Raw genomic sequence first — 17,893 nt, 5'->3', positions numbered from 1 at the left:
GCCCTTTTTGTTCAGAATGACAGATCCAGCCTTACATGAAGAACGCCGTCCTTGCTGTCCACTTCGGTGGCGCGAAGAAACGAGACGATCTTGGACGGATAGAAACCGAGGTCGAATTCCTCCTCCAGCGAGGCTCGCGTCGTATCCGGCAGCTCAAAGCCGTTGAAGACGATGCTGTCCACATGAAACATCAGTGCGTTGACCGGCTCTTCCTGAACTGTATAATGCCCCTGCAGGCGAAGCGATAAATCCCCGTCCTGGCCGGAGGCGATCACCGAACCGTTCTTGAACGTAAAGGCGAAGTTATCAAACAGCTTGTTCTGTGAATGCAGGAATTCGTTCAGATCCTCTTCTTTCAAATTCAAATCGTAAGTCACCCCCCGGCGCTTGAGAACACCGTCACGGCTCTCCACGAACTGCGGCAGATGATTCATCGCCGAAGACAGCGCTTTGAAGTAAGTTTTGACTTCGTGCATCCCGATATTTTGCCAATAGGCTGTAAACTCCTCAAGCAGCGCCGTCATGTTCTGCGGATCTCCGCTATTCTGAATGCCGCCTTCAATTTCTTTGTGCAAAGCCTCGACCCGCAGCTTCTGCTCCTCCAGAGCGCTTTTTAGCTCCGCCAGTTCCTTCGACGAACGCTCAGCCGCAGCCAGTGTCGACTGCAGGTCATGGTATTGCTGCTCATAATCCGCCAGAATTTCCTTGTCGCGCCCCATAATCATCTCGTAGTAATCAAGCAGAATGAACCATTTGCTTATCGTTTTTGTGGACAGGAAAGCCATAAATAGAGGGTCCCTGTCTCCCGTATAGTAAGCGCGGATAACGGCGCCTGCCCGCTTTTCTTTTTCCGCGATCTCCGTCTGTTTCTCGTCGGCCTGACGGGTTAGTTCCGCCGTTTTTTGCTCAACCAGGCTTTGCTCGACCCCGATGCGTTCGATTTCCTTTTGGATTTCGGCGGCTGACAGTGTTTGCTGCATGAGCCTGCGGGTATCGGCGTTGTCTGGAAAGGACGACATGGAAGAAGGGGAGGTTGCGGAAGGCGCCGCGGGCCCGCCCGGGTCCGGATCGGCGGATGATAACGGTGCCGGCGGGGTTAGCAGCAGCGAACAAAAGAGCGGTATAGCCAGGGCGGCCGCGGCCAGTCGTTTGGGGGAGAGCACCGTCTCACCTCCTTGCAAGATTCGAATCGTTATGTAGGTATGATATGTTTGACCCTGTAAAAATATCATACCGCATTTCCGTGCGGCGGCCTATTGCCTTGGAACATAAAATAACCCCACATCGCGTGGGGCTTGGATTTCTGCGCTGTTTTAAATGTGCCGCTGGATGAACCGAAGCTACAAGGGGAGGCCCATCCGGAAGACTGTCCAATAGCTGAAGCCGGTAAAAGTGACAATCATATACCCCCAAAACAGAAGGATATAGGTTCTTTCGGTGAATTTCATATAGCCCAGGATTACGAAAAATGCGGTCTGTAAAAAGAACAGCAGCGCCATCTCGACCATTTTCCCCGCAAATGCCATCAGGCCGATTACCAGCGTAAAGAATCCCAGAACCCGAAACATCCGAGCCACGTTACCATCCCCCTCCTTAGGTTAGAACGAACGGAATACCTCTAATCCATTATACCCGGCCCACAAAATAGTTGTAAACGAATTCAATAAAAAATGAGACCGTTTTCTGTGAAAATGTGATTTGTGTTATTGACGGACAAAATGGGCGGCGTGAAGCGATTATTTCCTTTTTTGCGTATGAGCGGAAGACAAATTGGAAATACAAATGAGTATCAAATAGATTCTATGAACTCTATGAGAGGCATAGGAATGGAGTAAGCAGCTTTTATCCCCATTCACTGGCCGGCGGCACCGCCGGTTACAAAGATGGTTATTTCAAGATGTTACTAGGAGGTTTGGCTCTATGACAGCCATTAGACAAGACGCCTGGAGCGAGGAAGACGATCTCATTTTGGCGGAGGTCACCCTTCGTCATATCCGGGAAGGGAGCACGCAATTGGCCGCTTTTGAGGAAGTGGGCGAGAAAATCGGCAGGACATCGGCAGCCTGCGGATTTCGCTGGAACAGCTGTGTGCGCAAAAGCTACGAGGAAGCGATTGCCATTGCGAAAGGACAGCGTCAGAAAAGGAGCTATCTGAAAAAACAAAACTCGTCCAGAGGCGCCCAGGTTGCCGGTTTCATCTTGAGTGACGGCGAGGACGACTACGGAACGGAAGATACCCCGAATTCCCTGACCATCGACGCCGTTATAAGGTTCTTGAGACAGTGGAAGGGGACTTACCAGGAAGCCGGCCGTCAGCTGAAAATGCTGGAGCGTGACCTTCGCGACAAAGAAGAGGAACTGGCGGAGCTGAGAGCGGAAAATGAGAGATTGTCCAAAGAAGTCAATACGGCCCAAAGCGATTACCGTGTAGTGAACGACGACTACAAGGCGCTGATCCAGATCATGGACCGTGCCCGCAGGCTGGCCTTTTTAAGCGAGGAAGAAGAGGAGATTAAGAACCGGTTCAAGATGGATGCCAACGGCAATCTGGAACGGATCGAATGAAGTCATGCAAGCCTGAACACAAAATCCCGCCAGCGGTGTGAAAGAAAGCCGTGATGGCGGGATTTTCCTTTTGCCTCCAGCGCGGTATACTAGATCAGTAAACCCCGTACAGCAGGCTGAGGCATTGATGCTTCCAATCCGAAGCTTGTCTCCTGGCTTGTGCGGGATCCTCGGATGCTTTTTAATTTAATGTTTGCAGGCGGTGACTGGAGGATTGAAAATCGAGATCATCGGAGCGGGCTCACTGGGGCTTTTGCTGGCAGGAAAGCTGATCCGTTCCGGAGCAGGAGTCCGGCTGTGGTGCAGGAGTGGGGAGCAGTGCGCGGCGCTGGCGGAAGCAGGCTTGGCGATTAGCCATATTGACGGAAGGGAGCCGGTCTTCATTCCGGGAAGCGAGATCGAAGCGGTCCCTATAAGCGAATTTCCGCGTCTTTATCCGGAATCGCCCGGAGACTGGCTGGTGCTCACCGTGAAACAGGGAGTGCTGCACGGCACACTGCCGGAGCTTCTTGGACCTCTTCGGGAGAGTGAGGTCAATGTCCTGTGCCTGCAGAACGGCTGGGGGCATATGGAGCTGCTGCAGAAACTGCTGCCAGCAGCCTCTTTGTATGCGGCCGTCACGACGGAAGGGGCCAGGCGGGAGTCTCCGGTGCGGGTCGTTCACGCCGGGGCCGGGCAGACATCCATCGGATTATGGGGCAAAGGTGAGACCGTCCGGAATCAAGCGGCAATTCGTATGGCGGATACGCTTCGATCAGCAGGATTTTCCGTTCTTCTGTCGAATGAAGTGAAAGCCATGATTTTCCGGAAGCTTGCAATCAATGCGGTCATCAATCCCCTGACCGCGATTTGGCGCATCCCGAACGGCGAGCTGCTGAGTACGGAGCTGCGCGTGCGAATGATGAGAGAGCTGTACGAAGAAACGGCCGCCGTCTACGAGGCCTGCGGAATAGCCTATGAAGACAGTCTGTGGAACGACATCCTAGAGGTCTGCCGGGCGACATCGGGCAATCATTCGTCGATGCTGGCGGACGTACTGTCTTCAAGAGAGACGGAAATCCGCTGGATTAACGGCAGTTTGGTGGCGCTGGCAGAACAGGCAGGCGTCGATGTCACCGCGCACCAATGGGTCATCCGGATGGTTGAGGGCATGTTTGTAAAGGAGAGGTGAAGCCGCTTGGAATGGCTCCGCAATTCGCTGATCGTATTAAGCATTTTGCCTGTGCTGCCTTTTTTGCTTGTCTATTTTATCTCCATTCGCCTGGGAAGGGGCAGGAAGCCGTCTCTTCTGCTGGCTATGGACGTGACGACCGTTTTTCTTCTTTTTTCCGTATCGGCACTGTTTAATAACCTCTTTCAAAACGGCTTCGGGTTCTATCTGATTCTTCTCCTGGTGCTGATTGCGGCTGGACTGATTGGAGGCGCACAGAACCGCCTGAAGGGGAGAGTGGATGGCAAAAGGCTGCTGCGCGCGGTTTGGAGACTTGGCTTTTTGGTTATGGGGACAGGTTATGTGCTCTTCATGATCTTTGGAATGATCAAATATATCCTACAGGCAATGTGATATAATCTGACACGATTTACGGGCTGTTTGTCACATAACGTTAAAAAAATGAAAAAATATGATAATCGAGGAACAATCCTCTGGATTTTTTTGACCACTGGTTGTATAATCATAAACCATATAACACATTCTATTTAGGGGGAACTGCTAGATGAAGAAGAGTAAAAGTCTTTTGCTCCTGTTCGCGCTCGTTTTAGTCATCGGAACCGTGCTTGCAGGATGCGGCGGTGGCAATAATGCTGCCACGAACACTGGCAATACTGCGGGCAACACTCCGGCCGCTACTGATGGAAGCGCATCGGGAGAGAAGCTTGCCGCTGATCAAACGCTTAAAATCAACCTGAGTGCTGAGCCTCCGACATTCGATCCGGCTCTTGCGCAAGACAGCCAAGCCAACACGGTTCTGAAGACCATGTATGAAGGCTTAACCCGCATGAACGATGAAACCGGCCAAGCGGAACCGGGCATCGCTGAAAAATGGGAAATCTCCCCTGACGGATTGGTATATACGTTCACCCTGCGCGACGCTAAGTGGAGCAACGGTGACCCTGTTGTAGCCGGCGATTTTGTCCGCGCTTGGAAACGGGTCCTTGATCCAGCCGCTGCAGAGGCAGCACCTTACGCTTACCAATTGTACTACCTCAAGAACGCTCAAGAATACTATGACAAGAAAATTACCGACTTCAACCAAGTAGGAGTTAAAGCGGTAGACGACAAGACGCTGGAAGTGACTTTGGCTGCACCGACTCCTTACTTCCTGGGTCTGCTCTCTTTCTATACTTACTATCCGGTTCACAAATCGGTTGAAGGCAACGCGAAATGGGCAACAAACAAAGACACCATGATCGTTAACGGTCCTTTTACGCTGACCGAGTGGACGACCGGCCAATCGCTGCAAGTTTCGAAGAACGACAACTACTGGGATAAAGATTCCATTAAACTTAGCAAAATCGACTTCTCGCTCGTAAACAGCAGCGCTACCGAACTTTCGGCTTACGAGAGCGGCCAATTGGACCGCGCTGGCGGTCCTAACGGCGAAATTCCGACTGAGCAGCTTCCGATCGTACAGCAAAAATATCCGGACGAGTTTAACAGAAAAGGTATTGCAAGTGTGTACTACTACGAGTTTAACGTAACCGAGAAACCTTTCAGCAACGTTAAAATCCGTAAGGCTCTTGCGATGACGATCGATCGTCAAACACTGATCGACAAGGTTACTTTGGGCGGACAACTGCCGGCATTTGGCTTCGTTCCTCCAGGTATTGCCGGCGCTAACGGCGAATACCGTACGGCTATTAAGGACAGCTACTTTACTGAAGATGACGCACAAGCTAAGACCTTGCTTGAAGAAGGTCTGAAAGAAGAAGGTCTGACCAAACTGCCGACTTTCACTTTGTCTTACAACACGAGTGAAGGCCATAAGAAGATTGCCCTGGCAATCGCTGACATGTGGAAGAAAGCTCTGGGCGTTGACGTTAAGCTGGAAAACCAAGAATGGGCAGTATTTATTGAAAACCGTCAACATCAAAACTTCCAAGTTGCTCGCGCAGGCTGGACAGCGGACTATAATGATCCGATGACCTTCCTCGATATGTGGGTAACAAAAGGCGGCAACAACGATACTGGCTATGCGAACCCTGCATACGACAAGCTGATTGCCGATGCAAAAGCAACGGATGATGCTGCAGTTCGTCAAGAGAAGTTTGCCGCAGCGGAAAAATTGATCATTCAAGACGACATGATCCTGATTCCGATTTACTACTACACCAACAACTCGCTGACCAAGCCTTACCTGAAAGGCGTAACGCTTGACTTCAGCGGCGCAGTTGACCTGACTCGCGCTTACCTGCTCGAGCACTAAGATTCGCTTTGAACTACATCAAGTCTATTTAATTGAATAATTAAATATCTGAAGTAGTTCAAGCACTTCGGGATATATATGTGGAATTCCATATATATCCCTTTTTTTTTGAATTATTATTCATGAATACTTTTAAAAGAAACGGATGCCGTCCCTGAAAGAAGGCGCAGCCGTTTTTCCATGTGTCAGTTGACCTTTGAATATTATGGGTATTTACAAATATATAAAATGGACAAGTGGTTAATTATTTCATAAGATCATTATTAGGTGTGAAAAATTTGTCGAAGGAGGTGTTGACGGGCATGATACGCTATGTTGCAAATAAGTTTTTCTATATGCTGGTTTCACTGTTTGTGCTGATCTCAGCCACGTTTTTCCTGATGAAAGCCATCCCGGGTGATCCGTTTACATCCGAGAAGAAAATTCCGGACGAAATCCGCCAGCGGCTGTATGAACAATACGGTCTGGACAAGCCCGTCTTCCAGCAGTATATCAAATACTTAGGTAATATCATTCAAGGTGACTTTGGGGTTTCAATGAAACGCTTGAATCAGGACGTATCGGATATTATAAGCCAGACTTTCTCCGCTTCACTAAAGCTGGGGCTTGTAGCAATTGTTGTGTCGGTTATTATCGGTATTCTGCTAGGGATGCTGGCAGCGCTCTACCATCGCAAATTTATCGACACCGCAGCGATGGTGCTGGCGGTGCTCGGAATAGCGGTACCAAGCTTTGTGCTGGCTACGGTGCTGCAATATATCTTTGCTTCGAAGCTGGGTTGGGTTGATGTTATGGGCTTCAATGATCCATTGGACTATGTGCTTCCGGTTGCCGCATTGTCGGCGCAGCCGATCGCATTCATTGCCAGGCTGACCCGATCCAGTATGCTTGAAGTGCTGCATGCGGATTATATCAAAACGGCGAAGGCCAAGGGTCTTAGCTGGGTCGTTATCCTTTTCCGCCATGTGCTGCGAAACGGCATTATGCCGGTCGTGACTTATGTGGGGCCGATGACGGCAAACATCGTTACCGGTTCCGTTGTAATCGAGCAGATTTTCGGGATCGGTGGTATCGGCAAGCAGTTTGTCGAAGCGATTAGCGTTCGCGACTATCCGATCATTATGGGAATTACGATTTTCTACGGTATTCTGCTCATGGCTACGCGGTTCATTACGGACGTTGCTTATGTCTTTGTAGATCCGCGCATTAAACTGAGTGGAGGAAAGGAGGGCTAAGGAGTGGCAGTAGATCAACATATGGTTCCGCCGGGCGTTAATCTGAAGCCCGAAGATTTCCGCAAGATTGGCGTGGATGAGAAGCAGGCGGAAGTTATTGAACGGGAAAGTCTGTCGGCTTGGCAGGATGCTTGGTACCGTCTGCGCCAGAACAAGGCGGCTATGGTATCGTTGGGCCTGCTTGTATTAATTATTATAGGTGCCATTATCGGCCCGCATTTAACAACTTATACCTATGATTCGAATGATTTGCTGAATACCAACCAGTCGCCGTCTGCAGCTCATTGGTTCGGAACCGATGATCTGGGCCGCGACATGTTTGTCCGCACCTGGTACGGCGCGCGCATTTCCTTGATTGTAGGTCTGGCCGCAGCCCTGATTGACCTTCTGATCGGTGTCATTTACGGTGGAATCATGGGATTCTTTGGCGGACGTACGGACAGCATTATGAACAAAATTTCTGAAGTTCTGTATTCCATTCCATACCTGCTCGTTGTTATTTTGCTTCTGGTTGTACTGGAGCCAAGCTTGTGGACGATTATTCTGGCGCTCACGATTACAGGCTGGATCAACATGTCCTGGATTGTGCGCGGGGAAATTATGCAGCTTAAGAACCGCGAGTTCGTTTTGGCCTCCCGCTCAATGGGGGCAGGAAGCGGCCGTCTTTTGTTCAAGCATCTGCTGCCTAATGCGGTTGGACCCATCATTGTAACCATTACACTGTCCGTTCCAAATGCGATCTTCGCCGAGGCATTCCTGAGCTTCCTTGGACTTGGCGTACAAGCACCGAGAGCTTCGCTCGGTTCGATGATCAGTGACGCATTGACCGGCTGGCTCGCATTCCCATGGCGTATGCTGTTCCCGGCTATTCTCATCAGTATCACAATGCTGGCCTTTAACATTTTTGGCGACGGCCTTCGCGACGCGCTTGATCCTAAATTGAAGAAATAGGAGGTGAACGATAATGGACCCCATTTTACAGGTAAAAGATTTGCATGTTTCGTTTTTTGTAAAGGGCGGTGAAGTACAGGCCGTCCGCGGTATGAATTTCGAGATCGGCAAAGGGGAGACGGTAGCGATCGTCGGCGAGTCCGGCAGCGGAAAGAGCGTTACCGCCCAATCGATTATGCGGTTGATTCCTTCTCCACCGTCCAAAGTGAAGCAGGGCGAAATTATTTTCCAGGGACAGGATCTTCTCAAGAAAAGCATCAAAGAAATGGAAGCTATTCGCGGCAAAGACATTGGCATGATATTTCAAGACCCGATGACCTCTCTTAACCCTACGATTAAAGTGGGAAAGCAAATCACGGAAGTATTGATCAAACATCAGAAAATGTCAGCGGCCGAAGCGACCAAGCAAGGCATTGAAATGTTGAAGCTTGTCGGTATCAAGAATGCCGAGGCCCGCTTTTATCAATATCCCCATGAATTTTCCGGCGGTATGCGGCAGCGGGTCATGATCGCAATCGCGCTTGCCTGCCGCCCGGCGCTGCTTATTGCGGACGAGCCGACCACGGCTCTGGACGTGACGATCCAGGCTCAAATCATGGACGTTATGAAAGATATGCAGCAAAAGCTCGGCACCTCCATTATTCTGATCACGCATGACCTTGGCGTTGTCGCCGGAATGTGCGACCGGGTTATCGTTATGTACGCGGGTGAAGTGGTGGAAACGGGAACAAGATGGGAAATTTTCAAAAACCCGCAGCACCCGTACACGAAGGGACTGCTTCGTTCGATGCCGCGTCTGGACCAGAAGAAAGGCGAGCCGCTGATTCCGATCGTTGGCACGCCGCCCGATCTGATCAAACCGCCGATCGGCTGCCCATTCACCGCGCGCTGCAGTGAAGCGATGGCGATCTGTGAAAGAATCGATCCGGGTACTACGGAATTCAGCGATACGCATACCGCGCGCTGCTGGAATCTTCATCCGATGGCCAAGGAGGTGCAACGCTCTTGAGCAAGCAATTGATTGAGGTCGAAGGCCTGAAGAAGTATTTTAATGTAGGAAAAGGCAAGGTGCTCAAAGCGGTAGACAACATCAACTTCTCGATTCGGGAAGGTGAAACGCTCGGCATGGTAGGCGAGTCTGGCTGCGGCAAAACGACCGCTGGCCGCACGGTCCTTCGTTTGTACGAACCAACCGCAGGCAGCGTCAAATTTAACGGAACGGATATTTACAAGCTGTCTCCGGGTAAGATGAAGGCGATGCGCCGTGACATGCAGATGATTTTCCAGGACCCGTACGCGTCGCTTAACCCGCGCTTTACGGTGTCGGATATCATCGGCGAAGCGCTGGATATTCACAACATGGCCGGAAGCCGCGCCCAGCGAAAGAAGCGGATCGAAGAGCTGCTCGATATGGTTGGCCTTAACCATGACCATGCTTCGCGGTACCCGCATGAATTCTCCGGTGGCCAGCGCCAGCGGATCGGGATTGCCCGCGCCCTTGCGGTCAATCCGAAGTTCATTGTCTGCGACGAACCGATTTCGGCGCTTGACGTGTCCATCCAAGCCCAGGTCGTCAACCTGCTTAAAGAACTTCAGAACCGTTTGGGTCTGACATATTTGTTCATTGCGCATGATTTGTCCATGGTTAAGCATATCAGCGACCGTGTGGCAGTAATGTATCTTGGCAAAATGGTTGAGCTTGCCGAAAGTGAAGAGCTGTACGCCAACCCGCTTCATCCGTATACAAAATCGCTTCTGTCGGCTATTCCGATTCCCGATCCGGAAATTGAGGTCAACAAGAAACGGTTGATATTGCATGACGAGCTTGGGAGCCCGATTTATTCGGCTGGCGAGAAGACGAACGAAGAAGAAACACAGCTGGTTGAAGTTTCGAAAGGCCACTGGGTAGCCAAGGCGTTTGCCTGATTCTGACGTTCGGATAAAGTCATTTATTCATAAAGTTCAATGCATTAAAGCACTTAGGTTTCCGGCCGCTTCTTTAGAACGGCCGGAAACCTTGTTTTTTAACGGGGGCTGTTTTTACTAAATGGCGGATTCGTTTCTTCTTGAAAATTGAAAGGCATGCTTTGACGCGGCGTGCTCGTTTGGATACAATCATTTAAGAAGTTTGAGAACAGGGGGCAACCTAAAGATGAATGTTGTACCGGAGCCGCTGCCAGGCGGACCGGCGCTTGCCCGCGGGTTCATGGATCATGACGAGAAGGCTGCGAAGTTTTACGGCGGTCATTTTCAACCGCTCCAGAACAAGCGGCAGCGGGCCGCCTGGCTGGATGAAAGCGCAAGCGTCCGGGCTGACCGTGGCAGGCTAACGGAAGTGCTGCGAGCCTATAACGCAAAATATAATAATCACGAAGCGGTCAGGCTCTCGCTCGACCTGCTCGAACGGCCGGAGACGCTGGTCGTTGCCGGAGGTCAGCAGAGCGGCCTGTTTACGGGACCGCTGCTTGTCGTCTACAAAGCGGTCACTGCCATCCTCGCCGCGAAAGAAGCGAGCCGGGAGCTGGGCCGGCCGGTTGTGCCGCTATTCTGGATTGCCGGGGAGGACCACGACTGGGACGAAGTCAATCATACGTATGTGCTGAACCGCTCGGGGGAAATCGCCAAGCTGAAGATCGAGGCACCGGAAACGGGACGCTCGTCGGTCAGCCATATTGAAGTAGACGGGGAGAATTGGGAGCCGCCTCTTAGACAACTTGAAGAGCTGCTTCAGGAAAGCGAATTTAAGGCGGGCATGCTGGAGCTGGTGCAGGCCGCTGCCCGCAAGGGCAGCATGTGCGCGGCTTTTGCCGAAATCATGGGTGCGCTCTTCGGCAAATTTGGTCTGGTGCTGCTGGATTCGGCGGACCCGGCGCTGCGCCGGCTGGAGCAGCCGTTCTTCCGCTCGCTGATCACGGGCAACGAGACTCTGGAAGATGCCTACCATAAAATGGCTTCGGAACTTAAGGCAGAGGGATTTCAGCTTCAGGCCGATGTGGCGGAAGGCGGGGCGAACCTCTTTTACATCCATGAGGGCGCGCGGCTGCTGCTGATCAGGAAGGACGGCGTATTCACGGACCGCAAAGGGACGATCTCTTTTTCCCGCGAGGAATTGCTTGACCTTCTGGACCGTTATCCCGAACGCTTCAGCAATAACGTGCTGACCCGGCCGCTGATGCAGGATTATCTTCTGCCCGTGCTGGCAACCGTGCTCGGACAGGGAGAGATATCGTACTGGGGGATTACGGGCTGGGCTTTTGAGCAGATGGGACTCCAGATGCCGCTGATCGTTCCCCGGATGTCTTTTACCATTGTCGAAGGCACACTGCACAAGCATATGGAAAAATACGGCCTGACCTTTGGCGACGTTCTGGAGGGCCTTGAAGAGAAGAAGCGCCGGTGGCTGGAGGCTCAGGATGAGCTGGAGCTTGGCAGAAGATTTGATGAGGTCAAGGCTTCTTTTGCCGCCATGTATGATCCCCTTATCGAACAAATCGGCACGGTCCAGGCCGGTCTGATCAAGCTGGGTGGAAGCAACAAAGAGAAAATACTCGATCAAATTTCCTTCCTCCAAGGGAAAGTGCAGGATGCGATGGCCAAACAGAGCGAAGCCGCGCTGCGGCAGTGGGAGCGGATCGAACGTTCGCTAATGCCTCTGGGCAGGCTGCAGGAACGGGTGTACAGTATCGTGTATTATTTGAACCGGTACGGCCTAACCTGGCTGGACGGATTGATGGAGCTTCCGGCAGACTATAGCGGAACGCATCGCATCATATATATGTAAGTTAAAATGATAGCGTACGAGAAACAGGAGGTTATTCAATGAGTTCATTATCCCGGCAAAAAAGTATCGTAGCCGATATGTCGCTCGCTCAAGACGGGCACCTCAAAATCGATTGGGTTCGCCAGCACATGCCTGTGCTGAACCGCATCCGCGAGCAGTTCGAGAAGGAGCAGCCATTCAAAGGACTAAAAGTTTCGATTACGCTCCATTTGGAAGCGAAAACCGCGTATTTGGCCAAGGTCGTTCAGGCAGGCGGAGCAGAGGTCACCATTACCGGCTCGAATCCCCTTTCCACGCAGGACGATGTCTGCGCCGCGCTCGTGGAAGACGGCATTACCGTATTTGCGAAATACAATCCGACTCCAGAGGAATTCAAGGAGCTCAACATCAAGGCGCTGGAAAGCAAGCCGGACCTCATTATCGACGACGGCGGCGATTTTGCGACGCTGCTGCATTCCGAGCGGCCCGACCTGATGGAGAATATCCGCGGCGGAGCGGAGGAGACGACAACTGGCATTATCCGGCTGAAGGCGCTGCATAAGCAGGGCGTGCTGAAGTTCCCGATGGTTGCCGTCAACGACGCCTACTGCAAGCATCTGTTCGATAACCGCTACGGCACCGGACAGTCGGCATGGGATGGCATCATCCGCACGACCAATCTGATGGTGGCGGGCAAAACGGTTGTCGTCGTCGGCTACGGCTGGTGCGGCAAGGGAGTGGCGATGCGGGCCAAGGGATTGGGCGCGAACGTCATCGTTACGGAAGTCGATGCAATCAAGGCCGTTGAGGCGCACATGGACGGCTTCCATGTAATGCCGATGCTGGAAGCGGCCAAGCTGGGCGATTTCTTCGTTACCGTAACGGGCAACCGGTACGTCATCCGCGGCGAGCATTTCGATGTGATGAAGGATGGGGCCATTATGTGCAACGCCGGCCATTTCGATGTGGAAGTCTGCAAGCCGGATCTGGCGGAGAGAGCGGCCATTCAGCGGACGGTCCGTAAGAATATCGAGGAATATCAGCTGAAAGACGGTCGCAAGTTGTATTTGCTGGCCGAAGGGCGGCTCGTCAATCTGGGCGCGGCGGACGGTCATCCGGCTGAAATTATGGATATGACCTTCGCGCTTCAGGCGCTCTCGCTGAAATACGTGAATGACAACTACCGCAATATCGGCGCCAAAGTCGAGAATGTTCCTTACGTTTTGGATGAGCAGGTTGCCCGCTACAAGCTGGAAAGCATGGGGCTTGGCATTGACTCCCTGACTCCAGAGCAGATCGCTTATCTCGACAGCTGGAATCTGAACGCTTAATTTGAAGAAAGCCCAATAGCTCTATCAAGCAGCGGCACCTTGGCCAATCTAGCATTGGAGCAAGGTGCCTTTTTGCCGACCGGGCGGGAGACTGGAAACCTAAACCAATTATTTTTTCGGATTTTACTCGTTAGCCCCCCCTGAACAGTCCCTTCGACATAAAGATCGATTCATTCGTCCGCTTCGATAAAACTTCCCCTGTAATCCCCTTCTGGACGGCGACCTGCGGTTATTCGCCAGCATCCCTTCATACAGGTTCGATAAGATGTGCCCCGTTTGATGTCGCATGGCGCGGAGCGGCATATTTTCTGCCAAATAAAGACACGTTAAGGGTCATCGTTTAACTGGAAAAAGATACCTAGAAACGGAAAAAGGTTTTTGATTTTTGATGACGAATCTATTATGCTTAAGTGGTGAAAAGTGGGGGGAAGTGGGGACCCGAGGAGATTAAGGAGTGGGCAGCAATGTTTATGGGGGAATACCAGCATAGCATTGACGATAAAGGCCGTATCATTATACCGGCTAAATTTCGTGAACTGCTCGGTTCCTCTTTTGTGGCGACCCGCGGTCTTGACTCCTGTCTTTTCGTTTATCCCATGGATGAATGGGGAATCATGGAACAAAAGCTGAAAAGTCTGCCGCTGATGAAGTCCGACGCCCGCGCGTTCAGCCGCTTCTTTTTCTCGGGAGCGACGGAATGCCAGTGGGACAAGCAGGGTAGGGTTACCCTGCCGTCCAATCTGCGAGAGTATGCGAAGCTGGACAAGGAATGTGTCATTCTGGGCGTTTCGAACCGGGTGGAAATCTGGAACAAGGAGCTTTGGGAACAGTACTTCGGGCAGTCGGAGGAGTCGTTTAACGAAATCGCCGAGAAGCTGGTGGATTTCAACTTTGATTTATAATTATTTACCGAATACTGTTTGGAGGGCTGCAGCTTGTTTCATCACATCACGGTTCTGAAGGAAGAAGCAACGGAAGGCTTAAACGTCAGGGAAGACGGCATCTATGTGGATTGCACGCTCGGAGGAGCCGGGCACAGCGCCTTGATCGCTTCAAGATTGGGCGACCATGGACGGTTGATCGCATTTGATCAGGACGACTCAGCTTTGGATAACGCCAGGGAGAAGCTGGCCGTCTTCGGAGACAAGGTCATTTTGGTCAAGACGAATTTTCGGGATTTGGAGGAAGTGCTGCGTTCGCTGCCGGCGGTTCCGCAGAAGGACGGAGTTCCCCAGGTAGACGGGATTCTATTCGATCTGGGGGTTTCCTCCCCGCAATTTGATGAAGGAGAGCGCGGATTCAGCTACAACCACGACGCCCCGCTCGATATGCGGATGGACCGGAGCGCCGAATTGACCGCCGCAGACATCGTCAACACCTGGTCCGAGCAGGAAATCGCCCGCGTGCTGTTCCAGTACGGAGAGGAGAAGTTCTCCAGAAGGATCGCGGGAAAAATTGTCGAGAGGAGAGCGGTGCGTCCTATTGAAACTACGGGGGAATTGGCCGATATAATCAAAGAGGCGATTCCCGCGGCGACGCGGAGGACGGGTGGACATCCCGCCAAACGGAGCTTTCAGGGGCTGCGCATTGCCGTGAACGATGAGTTGGGCGCTTTTGAAGAGGCCCTTCATGCGGCTGTACGTTGTCTGGCCCCCGGAGGCAGGGTATCCGTGATAACGTTCCATTCACTTGAGGACCGGATTTGCAAGCAGATCCTGAACGGCTATGTCGGCCGCTGTACATGCCCGCCGGATTTTCCGATGTGTGTATGCGGCGGCAAGGGACAGGTGAAATTGATCAATCGCAAACCGCTTACCCCCGGCGAAGAGGAGCTTGAACGTAATCCGAGAGCCCGTTCTGCCAAGCTGCGTATTGCGGAGAAATTGTAAACGACGATAAAAGGAGAGTCAGAGATGGCCTATACCCGCGGCAATTTGGCAGTGCAGCAACAAAGGGAACAGAAAGTTAATCCTCGCTACCGCGAAAAGACTAAGGTTGTCACAAGGCGAACGACGCTCCCTACGCAGGAGAAGCTTCTGTATTTGCTGACTCTTGCCTTATTCGTCCTTGTGTCCAGCGTCCTGGTATGGCGCTATGTCCACATTTACGATTTGAACAAGCAGGCGCAAGACTTGGATGCGAAGATTTCCAAAGCCAAGAAGGACATTGCTGTTTATCAGAAAGAGAAGCAGGATCTTGAGCAGCAGGTGGCGATGAAAGCCCGGGAACAGGGGTACAGTGTGCCGGAAGACAGCATTACCGTTACCCGGAATAACTAGGACCAGCCGGCCTAAATCAGCCGGAAGCGGCCGTCAAGATTGTAAAATAGAGGTTGTGAGGTTCGCGTATGATAAAAAGAATAAAGCTTCGTTCACTGTTCATAGGGGGATGTATTACCCTCTTTTTTCTTGTTCTGGTCGGACGGGTATTCTGGATTCAGGTGCTTCAGGGGGACTTCTGGCAAAAAAGAGCCGCGGACACTTGGGCGCATACGACGATCATCAAAGCCCAGCGGGGACAGATAACGGATCGTACCGGCAGTGTTCTGGCCAGCGACGTTCCGGCTTATACCGTAGTGGTGGAGCCGGATGTCATTCAGGAGCGGGGCATACGGGATGAGGTGGTTCAGGGTCTGCATGAGATTCTGAACAAGCCGGTGTCAGAGCTTGAAGAGCTGATCGACGCCAAGGACAAAGACGGCAATTTGTACAAGAATCGCGAGGTGCGCAACGAAGGCTGGAAGGTCGATCAGGAAGTGGCCGACAAGATAACCGTGTTCGTGAAGAAGCTGGAGAAAGAGCATGACATCCGCGAAACCGGCGTCGGCTGGGTCAAGGACCAGAAACGGTACTATCCCAAGAACTCGCTGGCCGCCCATATTCTCGGGTACACGGACCGTGACGGCAAGGCCGTAGCCGGGCTGGAATACTTCTATGACAAGCTGCTGAAAGGCGCCGACGGTTATCTCGATTACCAGAGCGACGGCAAAGGCGTCAAGCTTCCCGATGCTGCGGAAACGTACCAGCCGGTCGTCAACGGCGACAATCTGAAGCTGACGATCGACAGTACGATTCAATATTACATCGAAGACGCGATGAAGGAAGCCTATGACAAATACCAGCCGAAGAGTATGACGGTAATTGCAGCCGATCCGAACACGATGGAAATTCTTGGTATGGCCAATCTACCGACTTTCAATCCTAACGAATACTGGGAGACGCAGGATCAGGGGGATTTCTACAACCATGCTATCAAGTCCATCTACGAGCCAGGTTCTACGTTCAAAATCGTCACGCTGGCCGGGACGGTTCAGGAGAAGCTGTTCGATCCAAATGCGACATTTCAGTCAGGCTATATCATGATCGGCAAACGGCGTCTTAATGATTTGCGCGGAGGCTGGGGGGAAATTACTTACCTGGATGGCGTGAAGCATTCCAGTAACGTAGGCTTTGTTAAGCTGGGCTATGAAATGCTGGGAAGAGACAAGCTTATACAATATATCGATAATTTTGGTTTTAAAGAAAAGACCGGCATCGACCTTCCCGGAGAGGTCAAAGGAAGAATAACCCCGGAGTGGCCGGTTGAATTCGCTACTCTAGCCTATGGTCACGGGAAAGTGCAGGTTACGCCGATTCAGCAGCTTGCCGCGGTATCGGCCGTCGCCAACGGCGGTAAGTTAATGAAACCGCATATGTTGAAGGAAATCGAAGACCCCAATACCGGGAAAACGACCGTGACGAAGCCGGAAGTTATTCGTCAGGTCATTTCGGCAGATAGCGCCAGGAAAACGGGGAGTTATCTGGAGCAGGTTGTCGCCGACCAGAAAATCGGAACCGGCCGACACGCTTATATTGAAGGCTACCGGGTGGCCGGCAAGACCGGTACGGCGATCAAAGTGGGTGCCAATGGAGAGTATGATCGCACCAAGAATTTAGTCTCCTTCATAGGTTATGCTCCGGTCAATGATCCCAAGATTTCGGTCATCGTCATTATGGACGAGCCGAAAGGAGACGTCGGAGGGGGCACGGCGGCGGCGCCGGTGTTCCAGAAGATCGTTTCCCAGTCCTTGGAATATATGGGTGTCCCCAAAGCGTACGCGGAAGCGGACAAGAACGGAAAGAAGTCCGGAGATAATGCGGTGTCGGCGCGGACTGCTCCAAACATGGTCGGCCAGACGATGAAATCGGCCAAAGAACTGCTTATCAACCAGGGTTTTGACTTCGAAACCGTCGGAAGCGGTCCGTCCGTGGTCAGCCAGTACCCTGAAGCGGGAACGGCGCTGACCCCCGGGCAGAAGGTCTATCTGCTCAGCGAGCAGGGAGACAAACCGAAGATTCCCGATCTGCGCGGCGAATCGCTCCGGGATGCGCTGGAAGTGCTGACCTTGCTGAAGGTGGGCATTCAGGTTGAGGGTGAAGGCTACGTCACGCAGCAGAAGGAATCCGTAAATAACGGCAAAACGAAAGTCACGGTGACGCTAAAGCCGGATGAGCCGGTTGTGCAAGGCAGCGACACGGCGGACTCGGAATCCGGCGGCCCGGGTACTGAGGCAGCTTCCGATTCAGCTGCGGATCCGAATACCGGAGAGAATGCCCCTTCCTCGAATTAGGCTTGTTCTAAGCCCGG

Annotated in this window: 16 protein-coding genes; 14 read left to right on the top strand and 2 right to left on the bottom strand. The window is 52.2% G+C overall.

Translation table 11 applies throughout. From position 1 onward, the window contains the following. Nucleotides 1-11 precede the first annotated feature (11 nt). On the bottom strand, nucleotides 12-1,163 hold the full coding sequence (locus G5B47_RS05110; RefSeq protein WP_328804453.1) for a hypothetical protein: 1,152 nt from the start codon (nucleotides 1,161-1,163) through the stop codon (nucleotides 12-14). A 177-nt stretch (nucleotides 1,164-1,340) separates the two neighbouring features. Then, complete coding sequence (locus tag G5B47_RS05105; RefSeq protein ID WP_025335884.1) at nucleotides 1,341-1,577, bottom strand: DUF2626 domain-containing protein; 237 nt, start codon at nucleotides 1,575-1,577, stop codon at nucleotides 1,341-1,343. A 343-nt stretch (nucleotides 1,578-1,920) separates the two neighbouring features. Here G5B47_RS05105 and G5B47_RS05100 point away from each other — a divergent pair, with 343 nt between their 5' ends. The 14 genes from G5B47_RS05100 (at nucleotide 1,921) to G5B47_RS05035 (ending at nucleotide 17,876) form a co-directional block, all read left to right on the top strand. Continuing rightward, the gene (locus G5B47_RS05100) at nucleotides 1,921-2,565 is read left to right on the top strand and encodes an RsfA family transcriptional regulator (RefSeq protein ID WP_165094992.1); all 645 of its coding nucleotides are present in this window, start codon (nucleotides 1,921-1,923) and stop codon (nucleotides 2,563-2,565) included. A gap of 214 nt (nucleotides 2,566-2,779) precedes the next feature. Then, nucleotides 2,780-3,736 carry a ketopantoate reductase family protein gene (locus G5B47_RS05095; protein ID WP_165094990.1) on the top strand — a complete coding sequence of 319 codons (957 nt, stop codon included), beginning with the start codon at nucleotides 2,780-2,782 and terminating at the stop codon, nucleotides 3,734-3,736. A 6-nt stretch (nucleotides 3,737-3,742) separates the two neighbouring features. Further along, nucleotides 3,743-4,129, top strand: a complete 387-nt coding sequence (locus G5B47_RS05090; RefSeq protein ID WP_165094988.1) for a DUF3397 domain-containing protein — start codon at nucleotides 3,743-3,745, stop codon at nucleotides 4,127-4,129. Between the two features lie 151 nt (nucleotides 4,130-4,280). After that, the gene (locus tag G5B47_RS05085) at nucleotides 4,281-5,990 is read left to right on the top strand and encodes a peptide ABC transporter substrate-binding protein (RefSeq protein ID WP_165094986.1); all 1,710 of its coding nucleotides are present in this window, start codon (nucleotides 4,281-4,283) and stop codon (nucleotides 5,988-5,990) included. A gap of 302 nt (nucleotides 5,991-6,292) precedes the next feature. Then, the gene (locus G5B47_RS05080) at nucleotides 6,293-7,225 is read left to right on the top strand and encodes an ABC transporter permease (protein WP_165094984.1); all 933 of its coding nucleotides are present in this window, start codon (nucleotides 6,293-6,295) and stop codon (nucleotides 7,223-7,225) included. A 21-nt stretch (nucleotides 7,226-7,246) separates the two neighbouring features. After that, nucleotides 7,247-8,176: an ABC transporter permease gene (locus G5B47_RS05075; protein WP_165095502.1), complete on the top strand. Its 930-nt coding sequence runs from the start codon at nucleotides 7,247-7,249 to the stop codon at nucleotides 8,174-8,176. Between the two features lie 13 nt (nucleotides 8,177-8,189). Next, the gene (locus tag G5B47_RS05070) at nucleotides 8,190-9,185 is read left to right on the top strand and encodes an ABC transporter ATP-binding protein (RefSeq protein ID WP_165094981.1); all 996 of its coding nucleotides are present in this window, start codon (nucleotides 8,190-8,192) and stop codon (nucleotides 9,183-9,185) included. Beyond that, the gene (locus tag G5B47_RS05065; protein WP_025335876.1) at nucleotides 9,182-10,102 is read left to right on the top strand and encodes an ABC transporter ATP-binding protein; all 921 of its coding nucleotides are present in this window, start codon (nucleotides 9,182-9,184) and stop codon (nucleotides 10,100-10,102) included. The genes G5B47_RS05070 and G5B47_RS05065 overlap by 4 nt, the downstream gene beginning before the upstream one ends. Nucleotides 10,103-10,328: 226 nt before the next feature. Beyond that, nucleotides 10,329-11,957: a bacillithiol biosynthesis cysteine-adding enzyme BshC gene (gene bshC / locus G5B47_RS05060; RefSeq protein ID WP_165094978.1), complete on the top strand. Its 1,629-nt coding sequence runs from the start codon at nucleotides 10,329-10,331 to the stop codon at nucleotides 11,955-11,957. Nucleotides 11,958-11,995: 38 nt separating this feature from the next. Continuing rightward, the gene (locus G5B47_RS05055; RefSeq protein WP_165094975.1) at nucleotides 11,996-13,267 is read left to right on the top strand and encodes an adenosylhomocysteinase; all 1,272 of its coding nucleotides are present in this window, start codon (nucleotides 11,996-11,998) and stop codon (nucleotides 13,265-13,267) included. Nucleotides 13,268-13,731: 464 nt separating this feature from the next. Then, entirely contained in the window at nucleotides 13,732-14,169 is a 438-nt protein-coding gene (gene mraZ / locus G5B47_RS05050; protein ID WP_025335873.1) for a division/cell wall cluster transcriptional repressor MraZ, read from the top strand. 33 nt (nucleotides 14,170-14,202) lie between these two features. Continuing rightward, complete coding sequence (gene rsmH, locus G5B47_RS05045) at nucleotides 14,203-15,156, top strand: 16S rRNA (cytosine(1402)-N(4))-methyltransferase RsmH (protein ID WP_165094972.1); 954 nt, start codon at nucleotides 14,203-14,205, stop codon at nucleotides 15,154-15,156. Nucleotides 15,157-15,180: 24 nt separating this feature from the next. Further along, the gene (locus G5B47_RS05040) at nucleotides 15,181-15,546 is read left to right on the top strand and encodes a cell division protein FtsL (RefSeq protein ID WP_165094969.1); all 366 of its coding nucleotides are present in this window, start codon (nucleotides 15,181-15,183) and stop codon (nucleotides 15,544-15,546) included. A gap of 68 nt (nucleotides 15,547-15,614) precedes the next feature. Then, entirely contained in the window at nucleotides 15,615-17,876 is a 2,262-nt protein-coding gene (locus G5B47_RS05035) for a peptidoglycan D,D-transpeptidase FtsI family protein (protein ID WP_165094966.1), read from the top strand. Nucleotides 17,877-17,893 lie beyond the last annotated feature (17 nt).

It is taken from the genome of Paenibacillus apii (genome assembly GCF_011043685.1).
GTDB classification, from domain to species: domain Bacteria; phylum Bacillota; class Bacilli; order Paenibacillales; family Paenibacillaceae; genus Paenibacillus_AQ; species Paenibacillus_AQ sabinae.
The sequence above is the reverse complement of the archived record's forward strand: the minus strand, read 5'-3'. Positions and strand labels throughout refer to the sequence as shown.